General features: G+C 35.2%; 12 protein-coding genes. 2 read left to right on the top strand and 10 right to left on the bottom strand.

The genetic code is table 11. The features are described 5' to 3' along the window. Window positions 1-260: 260 nt before the first annotated feature. From ACODSB_RS23285 to ACODSB_RS23320, 8 genes are all read right to left on the bottom strand, one after another. On the bottom strand, window positions 261-2,582 hold the full coding sequence (locus ACODSB_RS23285) for a glycoside hydrolase family 20 protein (RefSeq protein WP_488938794.1): 2,322 nt from the start codon (window positions 2,580-2,582) through the stop codon (window positions 261-263). A gap of 5 nt (window positions 2,583-2,587) precedes the next feature. Further along, entirely contained in the window at window positions 2,588-5,725 is a 3,138-nt protein-coding gene (gene lacZ / locus ACODSB_RS23290) for a beta-galactosidase, LacZ type (protein ID WP_488938795.1), read from the bottom strand. Window positions 5,726-6,028: 303 nt separating this feature from the next. Then, on the bottom strand, window positions 6,029-7,054 hold the full coding sequence (locus ACODSB_RS23295; protein WP_088636425.1) for an isoaspartyl peptidase/L-asparaginase family protein: 1,026 nt from the start codon (window positions 7,052-7,054) through the stop codon (window positions 6,029-6,031). 170 nt (window positions 7,055-7,224) lie between these two features. Continuing rightward, window positions 7,225-8,304 (bottom strand): putative glycoside hydrolase, encoded by a 1,080-nt coding sequence (locus tag ACODSB_RS23300; protein WP_488938796.1) that lies wholly within the window; start codon window positions 8,302-8,304, stop codon window positions 7,225-7,227. Between the two features lie 13 nt (window positions 8,305-8,317). Further along, window positions 8,318-9,388, bottom strand: coding sequence for a carbohydrate-binding family 9-like protein (locus ACODSB_RS23305; protein ID WP_488938797.1), 1,071 nt, complete (start codon window positions 9,386-9,388; stop codon window positions 8,318-8,320). 7 nt (window positions 9,389-9,395) lie between these two features. Further along, window positions 9,396-10,361 carry a glycoside hydrolase family 130 protein gene (locus ACODSB_RS23310; RefSeq protein WP_056203439.1) on the bottom strand — a complete coding sequence of 322 codons (966 nt, stop codon included), beginning with the start codon at window positions 10,359-10,361 and terminating at the stop codon, window positions 9,396-9,398. A 318-nt stretch (window positions 10,362-10,679) separates the two neighbouring features. After that, entirely contained in the window at window positions 10,680-12,557 is a 1,878-nt protein-coding gene (locus ACODSB_RS23315) for a sodium:solute symporter family protein (protein ID WP_488938798.1), read from the bottom strand. Window positions 12,558-12,595: 38 nt separating this feature from the next. Beyond that, window positions 12,596-14,839, bottom strand: a complete 2,244-nt coding sequence (locus tag ACODSB_RS23320; protein ID WP_488938799.1) for a GH92 family glycosyl hydrolase — start codon at window positions 14,837-14,839, stop codon at window positions 12,596-12,598. A 121-nt stretch (window positions 14,840-14,960) separates the two neighbouring features. On the opposite strand from ACODSB_RS23320, the gene ACODSB_RS23325 reads away from it, so the two are divergent. Further along, window positions 14,961-16,019: a sensor histidine kinase gene (locus tag ACODSB_RS23325; protein ID WP_256637205.1), complete on the top strand. Its 1,059-nt coding sequence runs from the start codon at window positions 14,961-14,963 to the stop codon at window positions 16,017-16,019. A gap of 68 nt (window positions 16,020-16,087) precedes the next feature. Beyond that, window positions 16,088-16,801 carry a LytR/AlgR family response regulator transcription factor gene (locus tag ACODSB_RS23330; protein ID WP_073486976.1) on the top strand — a complete coding sequence of 238 codons (714 nt, stop codon included), beginning with the start codon at window positions 16,088-16,090 and terminating at the stop codon, window positions 16,799-16,801. A 601-nt stretch (window positions 16,802-17,402) separates the two neighbouring features. On the opposite strand, the gene nagB is transcribed toward ACODSB_RS23330, so the two are convergent. Further along, window positions 17,403-19,316, bottom strand: a complete 1,914-nt coding sequence (gene nagB, locus ACODSB_RS23335; protein ID WP_053473060.1) for a glucosamine-6-phosphate deaminase — start codon at window positions 19,314-19,316, stop codon at window positions 17,403-17,405. Window positions 19,317-19,455: 139 nt separating this feature from the next. Continuing rightward, window positions 19,456-21,555 (bottom strand): alpha-L-fucosidase, encoded by a 2,100-nt coding sequence (locus tag ACODSB_RS23340; protein WP_488938800.1) that lies wholly within the window; start codon window positions 21,553-21,555, stop codon window positions 19,456-19,458. Window positions 21,556-21,732 lie beyond the last annotated feature (177 nt).

Raw genomic sequence — 21,732 nt, forward strand, 5'->3', positions numbered from 1 at the left:
AGAAATCTTCGCAAGAAACTCCTCATAGTAATTCATCAATCTTTGTCGAGCTACTCGTGGAGATTTCTCCTTCGTCGAAATGACAAGATTGAGTGTAATACTATAAGCGTATAGCTTTTTCAAAGTTTCTCCAGATTTTTGTCATTTCGACGGAGGAGAAATCTTCGCAAGAAACTCCTCATAGTAATTCATCAATCTTTGTCGAGCTACTTGTGGAGATTTCTCCTTCGTCGAAATGACAAGATTGCTTGTAATACGGCTTAATTCACTAAAATCTCATCCACAAACAACCAAGAACTTTCCCCTTTCGGGCTTTTCTTAAGGTTATAAGCGATTACTTTTACAAATCGTGTATTGACTTTTCCAAAATTGATTTTGAAATCCTTCAATTCCGAAGTTACATTTGGAGCATACGGACGTGAAACTTTCCCAACTTCCTGATATTTGATTCCATCATTTGAAACCAAAACTTTAATTTTTACAGGAAAATTAACGCCAGCTCCCTGACTCTCTAAAGCTCCTACGATTACCTGTTCAACGCTTTCCTGTTTTTCAAAATCAATTACCAATTCCATATCATTAACAAGCCACGCCTGCCATTGTCCATCATGGAAGTTTTTACTTCCTCGAATTGTATTGACCATTGTATTAGCATCTCCTTTATAATTATCATTATAAGGCGTTAAGTATTTGACTTTTTGTGCAAAAGCTTTATGGAAAATAATAGTATCTGTAAATGTTTTTCCAACTGGTTTTTCATCCTGAAATAAAGAAGCTTTTAAAACAGTCGTTTCTTTAAATTCAATTGGGTTTATATATTTCACCGCATGATGATCGATCGTTTTATCTCCTAAAACATATCGAATATCCGGATTTGGGAATTCATTTTTCAGTGTCACATTAATTTGTTTTTTAGTCAAATCTGCTGTTGAAGAAGCGGTTACCAAATAAGCACTTTTAGCATAATTGATTCCTAAATAATCATAGCGATTTAATAATGGTTTCAGTCTCGTTGTAAAATCAATCCAGTTACGGCTTTCTTTCGAACTCCATAAAACCTCAGCCATAGCTGCCAGTCTTGGAAAAATCATATATTCTGAATCCTTTGGTCCCGAAAGATATTCTACCCATAAATTAGCCTGTCCGCCCAAAACATGATTCGCTTCAACAGGTGACATTGTTGGTACGATTGGCTCAAATTCGTACACTTTATTTAAAGGATTATAGGCATCAAACGCCAATGGTTCTTCATTTTGAGGACCTTGGTAAAAATTAAAATAACAAGGAGATTCCGGAGTCATAATAACATCATGACCTTGATCTGCCGCTTCAATACCGCCTTTTGTTCCTCTCCAGCTCATTACAGTTGCTTCTGGAGCTAAACCGCCTTCTACAATTTCATCCCAGCCAATTACTTTTTTACCTTTAGAATTGATGTATTTTTCAATACGTTTTACAAAATAACTTTGCAGTTCCGTTGAATTTTTCAGACCTAAATCTTTCATTCTTTTTTGGCAGTTTGGACATTTATCCCAATTGGTTTTTGTCGCTTCGTCGCCTCCAATATGAATATATTTTGATGGAAAAATCGTCATTACTTCGTCTAATACATTTTGCAGAAACTCAAATGTAGATTCTTTTCCTGCACAATAAATATCTGTAATAGGCCAAACTCCGCCAGACGGAACGCCAATACGCTGATCAAAACAAGCCAGTTCCGGATAAGCTGCAATGGCAGAGCTTACGTGCGCCGGCATTTCGATTTCTGGAATTACTTCGATGTTTTTGCTTGCTGCATATTTTACGATTTCTTTTAATTCTTCCTGCGTAAAAAATCCGCCGTAAGTTCCTTTTTCATCAGGGTTTGTCGCTAATCTGGCATTCCAAGCTACGTTTTCCTGATTCACTCTCCATGCTCCAACTTCTGTAAGTTTTGGATATTTTTTAATTTCAATTCTCCAGCCCTGATCATCAACTAAATGTAAATGCAAAACGTTCATTTTGTGCATGGCTAAACGATCGATGGTTGCCAGAATATAATTTTTATCGAAAAAATGACGAGATAAATCCAGCATTAAACCTCTCCATTGAAAACGCGGTTCGTCTGTAATCACAATATTCGGGATCTGCCATTTTGCAGATGAAATTGCATAAGTGCTTTCAATCGCAGTAGGAAGTAATTGTCTGATGGTTTCTAATCCGTAGATAAAACCGGCATTTCCTTTTGCTGTAATTGTAATTATATTATTGTTTACCTCAACTTTATACGCTTCTTTATGCAGATTTGGATCTGTTTTAAACTGAACAAAATTGTTCTGCGGTGCTTTTACTCCCAAAATTGGTCGCCAGCCTGCAGCCACTTCAAATTTGTTGATTAAAGCGCTTGAAATATCTTTTTGAAAATCAGTATTGGCAACAAAAACGGTATTTTTAGAAAACTCAAAACTTCCTGACTGAATCAAAACCTGATTGGGTTTCGGAATGATTTGAATGTCTTTTGCAGTAAAAACTTTTTTCTGACTATAACCCAAACTTAAAACAGTTAAGAAGATTAAGACGAATAATGGTTTTAATGATCTCATAATTATTATTTTAAAGATGGTGTTATTTTAAATTGATACTGATAATTTTTTCCTCTTAAAAGATATTTTTCCATTGGCCAGGCTTGCCAGCTGTCGATTCCGCCAACTCCCATTTGTTTCGAATCGATTTTTAAACTTGTTAAATCTCTTTCTTTCAATTCGGCAGCGTGTCTTTGGTCTTTTTGCAATCCGTCGTCTAAATCTTCATTTAAAAAATGTAAAGCGGTTACGGCCAATAATTCATCAGATGTTACCGTTAATTTCAATTTATCTCCTGATAATTCTAAGAAACGTACATCTGTTTTATTTCCCGTTTCCTGCGGACGGATGTATGGATAATATTGTTCTGAAACGGTTTGTGTATACAATCCCACTTTTGAACTGTACTTTCTGTCGATGTAATTTTCGTGCGGGCCTCTTCCGTAATAGGTCATATTACTGAAATCTCTCGGAACAATTACTTCCATTCCAAATCTTGGTAAAATAGGCTGTTCTTTATTTTTATCAATATTTAAAACTTCTTTTACAACTAATTCTCCGTTTCCGTTTAACTCATAATTCAATTCTAAAGTCGAAGAAACCTGCGCTAAACTATATGTTGCTTTTACCAGAATTTTATTGTCTTTTGATGGAGTAAATGTCCAGTTTACCAAAGTTGGATTTTCTGTCGCCTCTTTCCAAGCTTTTAAGTTTACCTGAAAATTAGCGCCAAAATCATTATCGTTTGGTGCTCTCCAAAGATTTGGGCGCAATTGATATCCATCTTTTATAATAGACTGATTATTGAAGGAATAACCGCTGATAAACCCTGTTTTTTTATCGAAAGTAATCTCAGCTTTGTCACTTTTGAAAACTGTAGCATTGGCTTTTTTCTCAACTGTAATTTTTGAAGCGCCTTCGATTTTAATATCGTTTTTCCACGTTCCTTTATACGCCAGTTGTTCCGTTGCAATTTCGAAACCTTTTGGCAAAAATGGTTCTTCTTGTTTTAACTGATAGCTGATGTTTATAAAAGCTTCCTGAAATTTTTTATCGCCTAATTTAATGGGCAATGTATAGGTTTTTGATTGTGTTGGATCGATTGCTAGATAATCGATAACGCCTGTCGTTTCTTTCACTCCGTCTAAAATTAAGGTCCAATGCAAAGTTACGTTGCTTAAATCTTTAAACGTAAATTCATTGTAAACTTTTATTGTAGCCGTTTCCTGATTTTCCCAGGAAGTTAGGATATTTTGATACACATTTCGTACTTCAAGCGCATGCGGATTTGGTTTTCTGTCCACCGTAAATACGCCGTTGTTCACAAAGTTGTTATCGCTTTTTACATCTTTTGGACCAAAATCTCCTCCGTAAGCTAAAATTGTGGTTCCGTTATCCAGTTTTTTATAAACCGACTGATCGATCATATCCCAAATGAAACCTCCCTGAAAGTTTGGATATTTGCGAATGACATCCCAATAATCTTTAAAATTCCCCATCGAATTCCCCATTGCATGTGCATATTCACACTGAATGTATGGTCTTGACGGATTTGGGTTTGCCAGAATATATTCTTCCATTTTGTTTGGCGAACTGTACATTGGATCGATAATGTCTGAATCCCATTCAAATTTTAAATCTTTTCCGTCCCAAGCTCCTGCAGTTGCTCTTTCATATTGAATTGGTCTTGATTTATCACGGTTTTTAATCCACAAATAACCTCTGTAAAAGTTGTAACCGTTTCCGGCTTCATTCCCCATACTCCAAATAATAATCGAAGTATGATTTTTATCTCTTTCGATCATTCGCTGCATACGCTGAATGTGCGCTAATTCCCAGTCCGGTTTATTGCCAAGTGTTTTGGTAATATCGTAACCCATTCCGTGTGATTCTATGTTGGCTTCATCAACCACATAAATTCCGTATTTATCACATAATTCGTAGAAATATTCATCGTTTGGATAATGCGACATTCTCACGGCATTGATATTAAATTCTTTCATCAATTTAATATCCTGCTCCATTCTTTCTCTTGAAATTGTCTGACCTGTAATTGGATCAACTTCATGACGGTTTACACCTTTTATGTAAATCGCTTTTCCATTTACTAAAAGCTGTCCGCCCTTAATTTCTACTTTTCTAAAACCAACATTTTGATTGATAACTTCAATTACAGCTCCTTTTTTATCTTTTAAAATAAAACGTACCTGATATAAATTCGGAATTTCTGCACTCCATTTCTTCGGATTCTCAACATTAAAATCAAAAGTTTGTTTTTCGCTTAAAGCAGCAATATTTTTTGACGTTACAATCTTGTCTCCATCTTTTAACTGAACGTCTAAAGTATAGCTGTCTTTTTTATCTAAATCAGAAAATTGAGTTGTGATTTTTAAACTTCCGTTTACGTAATTGGCATCTAAATCCGGAATAATTTCGAAGTCACTTAAATGAGCTTTATTTCTGGCAACTAAATACGAATCTCTGGTAATTCCGCTCATTCTCCACATGTCCTGACATTCTAAATACGAACCGTCATTCCATTTCATCACTTGTAAAACGATGGTGTTTTTTCCGGTTTTTACGTATTTGTTTAATTTGAACTCCGAAGGTAATTTTCCATCTTCGCCATAACCTACATAAACACCGTTTACCCAAACCGTAAGATTTGATTTTGCTGTTCCGATATGCAGAAAAATATCTTTTCCTTCCCAAGATTTATCGATTGTAATTTCTCTTCTGTAAACTCCTGTAGGATTGTATTTTGTTGGCACAAACGGCGGATTTGGTGCCATTAAATAATCAAAATCGTAAGTCGTATTTACATAAACCGGATATCCATAACCGTTTACATCCCAGCTTGCGGGAATTTTAAAATTATCCCAGCTTTTATCATTAAAATCAGTTTTCTCAAAATCTTTTGGAAGTGCCGCCGGATTATCCACATATTTAAATTTCCAGGCTCCGTTAATGTCTAAGTAATTTTTAGATTGTCTCCATTCGTTTTTAGCGGCTAATGTTTCGTTTTCAAAAACATAATAGGCGGCGTGCATGGGCTCTCTATTATCTTCATTGATTTTTTCATCCTGCCAAAATGGAGCTTTTTCCTGAGCGTTAACAGATAAAACTGAAAGTAATAAGGTTAATATAAATATTGTTGTTTTCATTCTTTGTTTTTGTTTGAACACATAGCCCCGATTGTTATCGGGATAGATTGTGAGAGAAGAATCTATGTATCTATGTGTTTAAAATTTTTATTCTCAATTGAGTTTTCTCAATTTTTGTCATTTCGACGGAGGAGACCCGAGCGATAGCGAACTGACGAAGTAAATCTCCGTAAGAAACTCCTCATAGTAACTCGTCAATCTTTGTAGAGCTACTTGCGGAGATTTCTCGTTCCTCGAAATGACAATATTGTGGTCAAACTTTGTCAAAGTTTTAAACTTTGACAAAGTTCCCGCATAGTATTTTTATTTATCCCACGACATTTTAAATTTCGCATCTTCCATTCTATGCCCCTTTTCATCATCAGAAACGGCATAATTAAAACCAGATCTTAAACTATAACCTGCATGTTCTCCGTTTTTATTTAAAGCAATAAAACCAACTTGCAGATATTCCATGTCTTTATGGTTTTTGTGTTTGTTGTAAATACGCTCTGTGATTTCTTTACACGCATCATAAGGCGATTTTCCCTGACGCATTAATTCGACAACCATCGCACTTCCTGCGGTTCTAATTACAGCTTCGCCTAAACCGGTTGCCGCCGCAGCGCCTACTTCGTTATCCAGAAAAAGACCCGCGCCGATTATTGGGGAGTCACCGACGCGGCCATGCATCTTCCAGGCAGCACCACTGGTGGTACACCCTCCTGAAAGATTGCCATCTTGATCTAACATTAGCATGCTTATGGTATCGTGATTTTCTATATTAATAACTGGTTTGTATTTTGAATCTTCCAGCCATTTTTTCCAGTCTTTTTCAGATTCAGGAGTTAGTAAATTTTCTTCTTTAAATCCTTCTGATAAAGCAAACTGTAATGCACCTTGTCCGGCAAGCATTACGTGAGGTGTATTTTGCAATACTCTTTTTGCTACAGAAATTGGATGCATAATTCCCTGTAAAAAACAAACCGAACCGCAATTGCTGTTGTGATCCATTATACAGGCATCAAGGGTTACTTTTCCTTCGCGATCCGGATATCCTCCATAGCCTACACTTCGTACATTTGGATCTGCTTCTGGAATTTTCATTCCGGCTTCAATAGCATCTAAGGCTGGTTTTCCGGCTTTTAATTGTTCCCAGGTTTCTTTATTTGCTGGCAAGCCGTGGTTCCAGGTTGAAATAACAACTGGCTTTTTTACTTTTTTTGAAGGAAATTCTAATGCGCCTTCTTTTTCATTTTCTTTCTCTTTTGCAAATCCGCTAAAGCCTACAGAACTTACGGCTGCTGCGCCTAAAGCTGCTTTTTTGATAAAGTCTCTTCTATTTGACATGCTTTTTTACTTTTAGTTTTATTTAAACACATAGGAACATAGTTTTTGAAACCGCATAAAGGCGTTTCACTTGCATTAACAAACATAGTTTTATCGCCTGAACTTTGTCAAAGTTTAAAACTTTGACAAAGTTGAATTATCTACATTATGTTTCTATGTGTTTAAAAATATTACTTTAAACTTGCTTTTGTTTCTTTGATTGTCTTTAAATTACTTTCAGACAATGCATTTCCGTCGAAAAATGAAACTCCTACTGCTCCATTTTCTTTTGCTTCTAAAATAGCTTGTTTTAGCTCTTTATCATTTTTCAATCCCGGAATATAAATTCCTGTATTGATTTTCGTTTTCTTATCTTCTAAATCGGCAACACCTTGTTTGGTAGCATAACCAACCCAGTCAATTTCTTCATTGTAAAAACTGTGGTAAATCATTGGATATACTTCGTCGATATTCCATTTGTCCCAACGCTGACGTACCATGTGATCTGCCATTTCAGGGTAAGGAAATACGGCTGCGGTTAATTGTTTGTTGTGTTTGTGCGCAATTTTATACACATCATCAACAACAGCTTTTATCGCATTTAAACGGAAGTTTTTCCACTCCATATCGATAGAAGTATTATGACTTTCTTTTGGATTTTTATGGTGGATTTTTTCGAATGCTTTTACACATTCGTCACAATAACAAAAATCGAATTGAGGTAATTCTACATCCTGAACCAAGTTGTATTTTGGCAGTAAACTAATTGGTAAAAAGATGTCCGGGAAACGAATATAATCTAAGTGAACACTTTCGATTCCTTCAACTTTTGCCAGTTCTTCCACTAAATGTAAAACGTGTTCTCTGGATTCTTTTCTGGTTGGGCATAACCATTGGTAATAATCAACATACGGACGATTGTCAAAACAAGATTTTCCTTCTTTACTTACCTGATACCAATCCGGATGTTGTAACGCAACTGAATCATTTGGACGGTTCATCGCCATTATCCAGGCGTGAACTTTTAGGCCTTCTTTTGTAGCAAGAGGCACTAATCTTTTTAAAAGTTTTGGATCAGTTGTCGTATTGATTAATACTTCATCGATTCCGCCGTCTTTGTATTTTTTGAATTCTTTGGTGTAATCTGCGTCTGATTTTTTGGCATCTGCGGTTGTCCAGACTGCAAATTTAAATGTGGTGGTTTCTTCTTTTTTGGCACACGAAAAAATGCTGAGTGCCAGTAAAAAAAGTAATAGTTTTGGTAGTTTCATAGTGGTTTGTGGTTTATTTTGCTATTATTTTTCCGTCCTCTTTTATCACAAATGTTTGATTCGAAAAAGGACTTTTTACTGAAATATTATATCCGCTGGAATGATTTTCTAAGATAGGTTTTAAAATTTTATTATCAATGCTGATCGTTTCTTTTGTTAGATTCGCCAATGATTTTGACCAAATTTTATTCTTTTGAAAATATTCTTTTTGGGCTCTGTATAAATTGTAAAGTTCCCATTTTACTTTTTCGTCCTGCGGAATTGTAAAGGTATCTTTTCCTTCTTTTGAAGAAAAATAAACATAGCCCCATTTTTCAGGTTCATGCATATTGATGACTCCCATTGGCGACCAAACCCAATTGTATTCCGGAAGAAATTTTCCGTCGGCGTCTTTTTTGCGTTCGTATTTTCCGTCAACAAGGGAATGCTGCCAGTTTACTCTTGAAAAATTAACTCTCCAGAATTTATCGACTGGTAAATTTTGATCGAAATAAGAGGTTTTGTAAGATGCCCACGGAATTGCCATTTCTAAAGTCCAGCCTTGATCAGTATCTGTTGGATTATTAAGCGTTCCCTGAACTTTAACTGCCGATTTTAAACCCGGAATATTCCAGTCGTTTAAAACTACGAGATCATTTTCTCTATAAGGTTTTGATAAAAATAGATCCCAAGCAGTGTTCAAGGCGTTTATTTCTAATTCGTAATAGTTAAAAGTGTCGCTGTCGGGATCTATAAAAACTTCGAAATCATTGTTGTAAAAAATAATAGTGTCACGTTGTTTTAAATTGGCCCAAACGTGCGGCTCCTCCATCTTTGCTAAAATATAAAAATTGGTTTCGTCCCACAGCATTTTTACTTTTGTTGCATACTTGGGTTTAATGCCGTTTTCTATATCTTCAAAAAGATCAGTCCAGTCTGCTTTGCTCCATGAAGCATCAGATTCGTCTCCATCAATTGTAATTGGACTTGTTGTTTTTGCCGCGACGTATGTTTTAGGAATAATGGTATTTTTCTTCGATTGAGAAAATCCCGCAACCGAAAAAGAAACTAAAACAACTGTTAACCATTGAATTTTTAAACGCATGCTTTTTCTATAAACTGTTATCTTTTGTAAACTGAATTACTTCACTTAATTTACCAAATGCAATGGCTACGGCAGTATCTGCTGCACCATAATAAACGGCTAATTTATCTTCTTCTGTATCGTGTAAAGCGGCACATGGGAAAACTACATTTGGCACATCTCCTACCATTTCATAAATTTCTGCCGGACCTAATAAATATGGCTGCGTTCTGTATTTTACTTTATCTGGTGAATCAACATCTAAAAGCGCAGAACCCATTGCATAACGGAAACCGTTGCAGGTATTGATAACGCCGTGGTAGATCATCAGCCAGCCTTCATTAGTTAAAATAGGAATTGGCCCTGCTCCAACTTTCGTACACTGCCAAGCGCTTTGTTCAAAAGGACTTGGTTTCATTACCAATCTATGTTCTCCCCAATATTTCATGTCCGGGCTGTAGCTGATCCAGATATCTCCAAATGGCGTATGTCCGTTATCACTTGGACGGCTTAACATGGCGTATTTTCCGTTTATTTTTTGAGGGAATAAAACACCATTTCTGTTGAATGGTAAAAAGGCATTTTCGCATTGAAAAAACTCTTTAAAGTCAAAAGTATATCCAATTCCAATAGTTGGTCCGTTGTAACCATTACACCATGTAATCCAATAACGATCTTCAATGAAAACCACACGCGGATCATATTTATAAGCAGATTCGATCATATCTGTATTACCAGACTGCATTACAATTGGTTCGTGGTTAATGTCCCAATCGATTCCGTTTTTACTAAAGCCGGCAAAAATATTCATTTGAACCGCTTTGTTATCACATCTGAAAACTCCCGCATAACCATCTCCAAAAGGAACTACAGCACTATTAAAAATACTGTTTGATGATGGTATTGCATATCTGTCGATAATTGGATTTTCAGAATATCTCCACATTACATCGTTACTGTTTTCGGGTCTGTCTTGCCAAGGAATACTGCTCATTATTTTTGTTTTTTTATTGTTTTGTTTTTTTATTCTCTCACTTTTGTCATTTGTTTAAACACATAGAAACATAGTTTTTGAAAACCGCTTAAAGGCGTTTCACTTGCATTAACAAACATAGCTATGTGTTAGAAACTAGTTTCTTTTGTATTCTTTTTTATACACACTTAAACCTATGTTTCTATGTGTTTAAATTTTTTTCAGTTTTGTCATTTCGACGAAGAAGAAATCTCCGTAAGAAGCTCCTTCTCGTTAGTCGCCAATCTTTGTAGAGTTTCTCGTGGAGATTTCTCCTTCGTCGAAATGACAAATTGCTGTTTAATCTTCAATTTTTCTAACCTTATCCAACCATGTAAACTTCAATATTGTAGTCGTTACTAAAAACACAATCAAAGCCGTAATTGCTTTTGGATAATCTCTGATAATAAAGAAAATCGGAAGCAAAATCATACTCGACTGCCACACAATTCCGATGGCACAATTCATCATATCTCTCCAGAAATCATTGTTTTTTTCGAAAGTAAAATCTTCTGACTTTAATACTTTATAAACCGGACCCCAGAATCCCCAAGGTCTTACGTTTGCGTAGAACGATTTTAAAACTTCCATGTCTGTTGGTTTACTTAAGAACGTTCCTAAAACACATCCTAAAATTGAGAAACCAAATATTATTGGAAACAAATAAATCGCTTGTACTTGTGCTAAATCGTATAAAAATGATCCTTCGGTTAAACTTCCTTTCACCTGACCTAAAGCAAATTGTAAAGAAGCTACAATTAATCCGGCGAACATTCCCCAGAAATAGCCCCAGCCGTTAAAACGCCACCAAATCCATTTTAGGAAATTTGCAGCAACATAACCTCCGTATAAAGCACTTGTAATCCAAAGTGTTAAAGAGTTGATGGAGTCTGCGAAGAATCCCATAAAAACTCCTAAACCAACTACAAGGAAAGATGAAATCTGGCTTACTTTAATATAATGCGCATTTGTCGCAACTGGTTTAAAGTATTTTTTATAAATATCATTTACAATATAGGCTGGCCCAGCATTTACGAAAGCGGAGAATCCAGACATAAATGCGGCTAATAAACCTGCTAAAAGAATTCCTTTTATTCCAACCGGGATATATAAATTGACCACTTTTGGCATTAATAATTCTAAATCGGCTCCGGTTAAACCTGTGTTGGCATTTAATTCTGGTGCTAAGTTTACCAATGCAATTACTACGATTCCGGTGATTAATAAATATCTTGGAATGAATAAAATTAAGTTCGTGAAACCACTCATATAAGCAGCTTCTTTTACAGATTTAGTTGAAAGAACACGTTGTAAATCGTAACTCGGTGTTGGTCCTGCGACACTTGCAAAGAAACCTTTGAATAACGTCATTCCTATAAAAGCACCAAACATTTTGTAACCTTCAGAATCAATTAAATTATTGAACGTTTGGAATTTATCACTCCACTGGGTTTCAAACTGCCATCCGAAGAAAACATTTTTCCATTCCTCAGTAATAACCGAATTTATCTGAATATCAGTATAATTGACAAAAGCATATCCGGCAATTAAAACTCCGGCTACAATCATGATTAAATATTGTACAACCTCTGTTGCAACTACAGAAAACATTCCACCTTTTACGGTATAAATTGTAGTTAAAAAGATGATAATTAAGGCATAAGAGCGCTCTGAAGTCAATAGAATTAAATCACCATAATGAAGCGTTAAATCCCACGGAAGAATAATGGTTACAAATTTTCCGATTCCTTCGAAGAAATAAGCGATAAAACCAATTGTAGAAATAATGGCAAAAATAGCCACGATAATATGCGATGCTTTTCCGGCTCTGTCGCTTCCAAAACGGGTTAAAATCCACTCAGAACCTGTCATTACTTTCGATCTTCTAATCCAGACTGCAAGGAACATCATTACGAAAATCTGGTTCCAAATTGGCCAAAGCCACATGAACATAAAACTTTTTACTCCATATAGAAAAAGTACCCCAATCATCCAGGAAGTTCCGGAAACATCAAACATTCCAGATCCGTTACTTAGACCTAAAAAATACCATTTGATTGTTTTTCCGCCAAGAAAATAATCATCTAATCCTTGTTTTGCTTTTCTTGAAATCCAGATTCCGATACTCACTGAGAGCAGAATGTAAGCTACGATTATCGATACGTCAATAATATCCATTAAATATATTTGTTAGTAGGTTAGTTACGTTTTTTGTTTTATTTCTTTGTTCCCCAGTTTTTATTTGGCTGAGGTCCCATTACAAAATGTAAAACCCCGCCTTTTAAAATTTGTTGATGTGTGATTGCTGTTTTATTAAATTCGACTCCGTTTAAAGTTGCCGACTGGATATAAAAGTTTTTGCTTGAAACATTTTGAGCTTCAATTACAAAAGTTTTTCCGCCTTCAAGATTGATGGTTGCTTTCTCGAAAATTGGACTTCCAATTTCATATTCTCCCGAAGCCGGATTCATTGGGTATAATCCCATTGAACTGAAAACATACCAAGCCGACATTTGTCCGCAGTCCTCGTTACCGCTTAATCCGTTTGGTGTTGTATTGTATTGCGTATCTAAAATATGGCGTACCCAATATTGCGTTCTCCAAGGCTGACCTGCGTGATTGAACATATACGCAATGTGATGACTTGGCTCGTTTCCGTGTGCGTATTGCCCAATTAATCCTGAAATATCTGCCGAAACATTGTTTCCTGTAATTTCTGAACTTTCGGTAAATAGTTGCTCTAAACGTTTGGTAAAGGTTTCATTTCCGCCGTGAATCGAAATTAAATTATCGACATTTTGCGGTACAAACCAGCTGTGCTGCCAGGCATTTCCTTCGGTATAATCCGTGTGTTCTCTGTGGTTTGAATGTTTTGGATCGAAAGGTTCGTTCCATGATTTTCCATCATCTGATTTTCCTCTCATAAATCCTGTTTTCGGATCAAATAAATATTGATATGCCTCAGAACGTTTTAAGAAAAATTCGTAATCAGTATTTTTACCCAAAGCTTTTGCCATTTGCGCTACACACCAATCGTCGTAAGCATATTCCAAAGTAATCGTAACCGATTCGTCTAATAAATTATAAGGTATATAACCGTATTTTTTGTAGAAGTTTAAACCACGCTCGTCCTGCATCATGGTGGCTTTCATGGCTTCGAAAGCTTTTTCGGCATCAAAACCTTTTATACCTTTTAAGTATGCATCGACAATTACAGGAATCGAATGATAACCTGTCATTGTGTTGGTTTCGTTGGCGTATAAAGTCCAAACTGGTAATATTTTTTTCGTATCGTAATACGCTAACATTGAGTTGACAATGTCTGAAGTTTTGTCTGGAGCCAATAAAGTCAATAAAGGATTTTCGGCTCTAAAAGTATCCCATAGTGATAAGGTCGAATAAGCGGTATAATCTTTTGCTGTAACAATTTGATCGTCCTCTTTTCTAAATTGACCGTTTTTATCACTATAGGTTACAGGGGCAACTTGTGCGTGATACATCGCAGTATAAAAAATCGTTTTTAACGAATCTACTGGTGTTTCAACTTTAATTTTACTTAATGCGTTATTCCAAATCGAAGCGGCTTCTGATTTTGTATTGTCGAAATTGGCTTTTTCTCCGTCCAGATTATCTTTGGCATTAGCCACACTTACAGATGATAAAGCGACTTTTATAAATAATTCATCTGAGTTTTTCGGGTCAAAAAATAATTGTGCCGATGTATTTTCGGCATCTGCTTTTTTACCGGTAACAATTTGTTTATCTGCAGATAAAATTGATTCTATGATAGGTTTTGAAAACCTGGCTACAAAAAATACTTTTTGATTTGCTGCCCAGCCTTTACTATATCGGTAACCGCTTATAGTATATTCGTCTTCAATTGTAATTCCCGTTTTTAAGGCTTTGTCCCAATTTATGGCAAATCCTAAATCGATAATTACAGATTGTTTATCGTTTTTTGTAAACGTATATTTATGATACGCTGTTCTTTGTGAAGAAGTTAATTCTACATTGATTTTAGGATCTTTAAGAAAAACTTGGTAAGAGCCCGGTGCTGCTTTTTCGTTAACATGACTGTAAAATGATTTATAAGATAATTGATCGCGTGAAGTTGTTTTTAATGTCAAATCGACTTTTTTGTTGGTCGGCATAAATAAAATGTCCGCCAAATCACCAATTCCTGTTCCGCTTAAGTGTAAATGACTGAAACCGGAAACGATAGAATCTGAATAATGATAGCCTGAACACCAGTCCCAGCTTGAGATCCCGTTATCTGGACTTACTTGCAACATCCCAAAAGGAACTGTCGCTCCAGGGTACGTATGGCCGTGTCCACCTGTTCCAATAAAAGGATCAACATGGTTAACAAAAATATTTTCCTGTTTATTATTTTTGTTTACATTTATTTTACAACTTGTAGCCAAAATTGCAAATAAAGCCGGCACGAGAATTTTCTTCATATAAAACAACCTTAATTTAACTTTAAATTTAAACAAACCGACTTTTTATTAAAACTTATTTAGACGGACAACACATAAACTTAGATAAACATCAAAAAAAGTCACAAAACATACTCATATTATGAATTTCAATTCTAACAAATTATACCGCGTACCTTTGTATTATCATGTGGTTTTTTGGCTGACTTATTTCTTATTTAATACTTTTCGATGGGGAAGTTATTTTAATGACTATCTATATTCGCTAAAAACCAATTTGCTGGGTTTTCCTATTCACATGACGTTGTGTTATTTGAATATTCTGGTTTTTATGCCGTATCTGGTTTACAGAAAAAAGTATGTGCTTTATGTTCTTGCCGTTTTGTCTGCCATCTTCCTTATGGTATTGGTAAAATTTAATCTTACCTATTTGTTAATCACACACAATGTATGGCCGGAAGGTCCGCAGACAATTGATAAACTGACACTTAATTATACCATTGATATGATGATGGGAGAATTATACGTAATCACATTTGTTACGGCAATCAAAATCACTTTAGACTTTTTAAAAGAGCAAAAAAGAGTAACTGATTTGGAGAAATCACAATTAGAAACCGAATTGCTTTTCCTGAAATCGCAAATCTCTCCGCATTTCTTCTTCAATACTTTAAATAATATCTATTCTTTATCTGTAGAAAAATCGAATAAAACGCCAAAGATTGTTTTAAAACTTTCAGAATTAATGCGTTATATGCTTTATGATACAAGTGGTAAAAAGCAAAGTTTAGAAAACGAAATTTTATGTATTCAAAATTATCTGGATTTAGAAAGAATCAGAAATGATGAACGTCTGGAAGTTAACATGGAAGTTTCGGGAGATATTCATGATAAGGAGATTTCTCCGGTGATTTTACTGACTTTTGTTGAAAATGCCTTTAAACACGGTGTAAACAAAAACACAGGAAAAGTCAGGATTAACATTGATTTTAAAGTAAAAGGGGATTTCCTGCATTTTACGATTTCAAATCCAACGCCAGAAATTACGCAGCATCAGGATAATTTTAACAAGTCAAGTGGTATAGGTATCGAAAATGTCAAAAAAAGACTGGAATTAGGATATAATAAAAATGACTATAAGCTTTCATTTAAAAATAAAAAGAATATTTTTGTCGTGAAGCTTGTGATTAAAGTAACCTAAATGCAGCTTTTTCTCGTATATAAGATTACCTGCTAAATTATTTCGCTCAAAAACATAAGATTATAGAAATGAAAATAAAATGTTTGATTATTGACGATGAGCCATTGGCAATCAATGTTATAAAAAACTATTTAGAGCCGATTGAGAATTTTGAGGTAATAGATACTTTTAGCAATCCAATTGAAGGCTTAAATTTTCTGAAAAATAATAGAGTTGATGTTATTTTTCTTGACATTAATATGCCTGTTCTGGACGGAATTAATTTTATAAAAAGTCTTGAAAACCCACCATTATTAGTTATTACAAGTGCTTACAGTCAGTTTGCAATTGAAACTTATGAACTCGACGTTTTAGATTATCTCGTAAAACCAATCGAATTTCCGAGATTAATGAAAACGCTGAATAAAATCAGCAAAAGACTCGAAAATAAAACCAATTCTCCGCAAGAAAATACCACAGACAGTCCTTTTATTTTCGTAAAAATCGACAAAAAAAGAATGAAGAAGATTTTCTTCAATGAGATTTTGGTTATCGAAAGCTTAAAAGATTACTTAAAAATAAATACCTTAACGGGAAAATATATCATTCACAGCACTTTATCTGACTTCACAGATTTACTACCTGAAAAAAACTTTCTAAGAATTCACCGTTCGTACACGATTGCAATTGATAAAATTGATGCCGTTGAAGGAAACAGCATTGAAATTGAAGGATTGAGATATGTGATTGGAAGATCGTATATTGATCATGTGAAACAGAGAATTTTGAATTCTTCTATATAGTATTTAACCGCAAAGAGCGCAAAGGTTTACGCAAAGTTCGCAAAGTTTATTCACAAAACTTTGCGAACTTTTTTTATTAACGGAGATACAGTTTGTCATTTCGAGGAACGAGAAATCGCACTAGAAATTCGACAACGAGAATCGACAATCTTTGCGGAGCTACTTACGAAGATTTCTCGTTCCTCGAAATGACAAGATTGTATTGAATATTTATTGAGGAAAAACTTTACGGAGCTTCTTTGTGCCCTTCGACTTCGCTCAGGGTGACAAAAAATGAGGATATACTTTGTGGAGTTTCGCGTGCGATTTCTCGTTCCTCGAAATGACAAAAAATGAAGAAAAACTTTGTCCCCTTAGACTTCGCTCAGGGTGACAAAAAATGACGAACAGCTTTGTGTCCTTCAGCTTCTTTTAATGATAAAGCTAAAAAAAAACTTTGCGAACTTTGCGTAAACCTTAGCGCTCTTTGCGGTAAAAAACTTTGTGGTTAAATCTCAAAAACAAGCATAAAAAAAATGCAGCCAACCACGGCTGCATTTCAAAACTTGGTAACTAACCAAATAAACCACATGAAATAGTCTATTTTATTTTAAATATTTTCTTAGAAGAAATATCTCTTGAAAGCTTCGATTGCAGAATAATCTGCTAAACCTAAAGCGTGATATTTTTCTGCTGTTAATCTGTTTCTGTCTTCTGCTCTAATCCAGAATTCACGGCTGTCATCTCCCTGGAACATTACACCATCTTTTTGAGATTGGTGATAGAAAATCGCGTGACGTTTTTTCAGCACCTGATCCGGACTCATTGGAACCGCCATTTCAATTTGGTACGTTTCCCATTCGTGCCAAGCACCTCGGTACAACCAAACCCAGCAGTCATCCATATAACTTTTGTGTTTCAAACGTTTCAAAGCTTCAAATAAACTATCCAGACAAACTTTGTGCGTTCCGTGCGGATCTGCTAAATCTCCAGCTGCGTAAATTTGATGAGGTTTTATTCTTTCAATGATATCGCACATAATTTCGATATCCGCTTCACCAAGATTATTTTTCTTTACCGTTCCCGTTTCATAAAAAGGAAGATCAAGGAAGTTTACATTAGAATCCGGCAAACCTAAATAACGTGTTGCTGCCAGAGATTCACTTCTTCTAATCAACCCTTTTAATTTTCTAACTTCTAACGAATCGATATCATTACTTTTTTTGTTTTTCAAAAAGTCAATAATCTTTTCCGCTTCACCAGAATTAGCATTTAATGCCTTAGAAATTTCAGCAAACTTTAAAGCTTCCTGATTCGAAACTGCAATATTTCCAGAAGTCTGGTATGCAATATGAACATCATGACCCTGCTCTACCAATCTGTCAAAAGTTCCTCCCATCGAAATAACATCATCATCAGGATGCGGACTAAAAATGATAATTCTTTTTCTTTCCGGAGTAGCGCGTTCAGGTCTGTACGTATCATCGGCATTTGGTTTTCCGCCCGGCCAGCCCGTAATAGTCTGCTGCATTTTGTTGAACATTTTGATATTCAAATTATATGCAGTTCCTTCTTCGCTTAAAACGCTTGACATTCCGTTATCATTATAATCTTTGTCAGTCAGTTTTAAGAAAGGTTTTTTAGTTAATTCGCTTAACCAAGCCACCGCTTTCAATTTCAATTCGTCTGTCCAGATTACAGATTTTACCAACCAAGGCGTTTTCACTCTCGTTAATTCTGATGAAGCTTCGGTATCTAAAACAAAAGTTGTGTTGTTGTGCTGTTGTAAATACGTCGCCGGAACTCTAGATGAAATTTCACCTTCGATTGTTTTCTTTATAATTTCCGCTTTGCTGATTCCCCATCCAAGAAGTACAATTCTTTTGGCATTTTTTACTGTACCAATTCCCATTGTAATTGCTTTTTTAGGTACATTATCAATTCCTAAAAATGATGATGCCGCATCAACACGCGTTAAGTGATCTAATGTAATACTTCTGGTTCCTGAATTTACGTGAGATCCCGGCTCATTGAACCCGATATGTCCCGTTCTTCCAATTCCTAAAAGCTGAAAATCCAATCCGCCGTAAGCTTTAATTTTCATTTCATAATCAATACAATATTGCTGAAGGTCTTCATTGCTGATACTTCCATCAGGAATATTAATATTTTGAGGCAGAATATTAACATGATTAAAAAGATGCTCGTGCATGAAATACCAGTAACTCTGAATATCTTTTTTATCCATTGGATAATACTCATCCAAATTGAAAGTCACTACATTTTCAAAACTTAAACCTTCTTCTTTATGAAGACGAACTAATTCTTCGTATACTTTTATAGGTGAAGATCCAGTTGCCAAACCTAAAACACAAGGTTCGTTTAACTCTTCTTTTCTTTGAATTATATTGGCGATTTCCTGAGCAACTAAAATCGAAGCTTCTTTAGACGAATCGAAAATTACATTGTGTATCTTTTCAAAACGCGTTTCTTCGAACTTTCCAGCCTCTTTGAAATTTATACTTTCTTTAATCATTTGCCTGTTGTTGTAATTATTTAGTATAAAATTAAATATTACATAATGTAAATAATCAAAAATTCGACTAATAACCTGTTACCTTCGCTATAGGACAAAATTGGAAACTTTAAGCAAAAAGATTACAATTTAAAGACCATTATAATGTTTCAATAATATTTAATTCTGCAATAGAAACTGTTGAACCCTTCCCTACCGCTGACTTGGCAACAAAACGAATATATCTGGCTTTAGCTTTTTTGAAAGTCTTAACCTGCTCAATTGGATTGTGTTTAATATTCGAAAATTCACCTTCAGACTGCAATGTCCAGTTTACATTATCGGTACTTGTGTAAAACTCGTAATTAGAAATTAAATTAAGATTATTTCCCACCTGCTGCGGTACATAAGTAAAACCGTTTATGTTTAAAAGGCTTCCCATATCAATAGTTATTTCCTGCGGAAGTTTATTTTGATCATTACCAAAACTCCAATCTGTATTTGGATTTCCGTCAATAATTCGGTCAACTGATTTTAAATCTCCGCTTGAAGCCGAAACTATTTTCCAGTTTTCTTTTGATGCACCATATTTTGCCGTTTTTACAGCACTGCTTATATTTTCTGCAGCATCAATAGCAACGGCTTTTATAGTAACCGCTTTATTAACCCGAAATACTCCTTTATATAAAGCACTTTTTTTCGTTGGATTTTTTCCGTCAAGCGAATAATAAACTGGATTTCCATCTTCCGATTTTATCGTTACATCGCCATTTTTATCACGCTGAATTTCCGGCATACGCACAAAAGTTGGCGCGTTGTAAGCCTGAATGTTTGAAATAACAATATTTGCTTTTGAATCCGTAATATTGATTCTTAATGCCGATGCTTTAACTCTGTCGATTCTTAAAATTCGTTTGTAACCAATTGTCGTTTCGTTTGCAACGGTTTTCCAGTTTCCATCAACTTTTGCTTCAACATTAAAAGCTTTTACACGTTGTCCAAGCGCAATATATTCCTGAAGCAAAACTCGGTTTATGTCTGTTGGTTTTTCAAACTCAAAAGTTATCGAAGCTGTTTTTACATTATCGTCTGTTGCCCAGTAGGTATTTTTATTTTCGTCAGAAACATTTTTTGCAGAAAATTCTAAACTATTTCCTCTAACATTATCAGCAGTAATTTTTGTTTTGGATAATAATTCGGTTTTAAAATCAGCTTTTATGGTTGCAACCAATTCTTTTAATCTCGCTTCATCATTTTCGTGAACCAAACCTCTTTTATCAACCGGAAGATTTAATAATAAAGTCGCATTTCGTCCAACCGATTCATAATAAATGTCAACCATTTCATCCAGCGGACGCACTTTATCATCTTCAACCGAATGATAAAACCATCCCGGTCTTATTGAAACATCGGCTTCACCCGGAACCCATTTTTCTCCATCTTCATGTCCCGACATAAATTCGGTATAATGCACTTTTCCAGCCAATTCATCTTTCTGACGTAAAAGCGACCAGTTTGTTTTTCCGGCACGTCCATCTTCATTTCCAATCCATCGCGCTTCAGAAGGACCAACTCCCCAAACCAAAGTTTTAGGCGCTGTTTTGTAAATTAATTTATAGGTTTCATCCCAATTGTAATATTCAAGCGTATTGATTTTTCGTGTTTCATTGGCTCCGCCATAATAACCGTCTCCGCCGTTTGCACCGTCAAACCACATTTCAAAAACATCGCCGTAATTGGTCAATAATTCTTTCAGCTGATTTCTGAAATACGTTACATATTCTGGTTTGCCATAATCTGCGCGATTTCTGTCCCAAGGCGAAAGATATAATCCTAATTTTAAATTGTATTCTTTACAGGCTGCGGCCAATTCTTTAACCAAATCACCTTTTCCGTTTTTCCACGGAGAATTTTTCACAGAACGTTCCGTATATGCTGAAGGCCATAAACAGAATCCATCGTGATGTTTCGCAACCAAAATAATTCCTTTCATTCCAGCTGCTTTCACAATGCGCGCCCACTGACGAACATCAAGATTTGTTGGATTAAATAATTCAGGAGATTCATCGCCATACCCCCATTCTTTATTGGTAAAAGTATTTAATGAAAAATGCACAAAAGCATAAAATTCCATTTCCTGCCAGTCAATTTGTTTTTGCGTAGGAAGCGGCCCAAAAGGTTTTGGAGCATTTGCCAATTCCTGACTTAAACCGCTGGAAATTAAACCAAAAAAACATATGGAAAGAAAGATATTTTTCATTGCTGATTTACTTAAAATAATCTGTAAACATAAATGTACTATAAATTGAAATTTCGCAATGCAGAATTTCGACCAACAACGGTTTTGAATTGTTGATTGTTGATTATTAATTGTAAAAAAATAAAAATCAACACAACGTATATCGTAGAGACGCACAGCAGTGCGTCTTGCGCAACG

Source organism: Flavobacterium sp. FG68, from assembly GCF_057808895.1.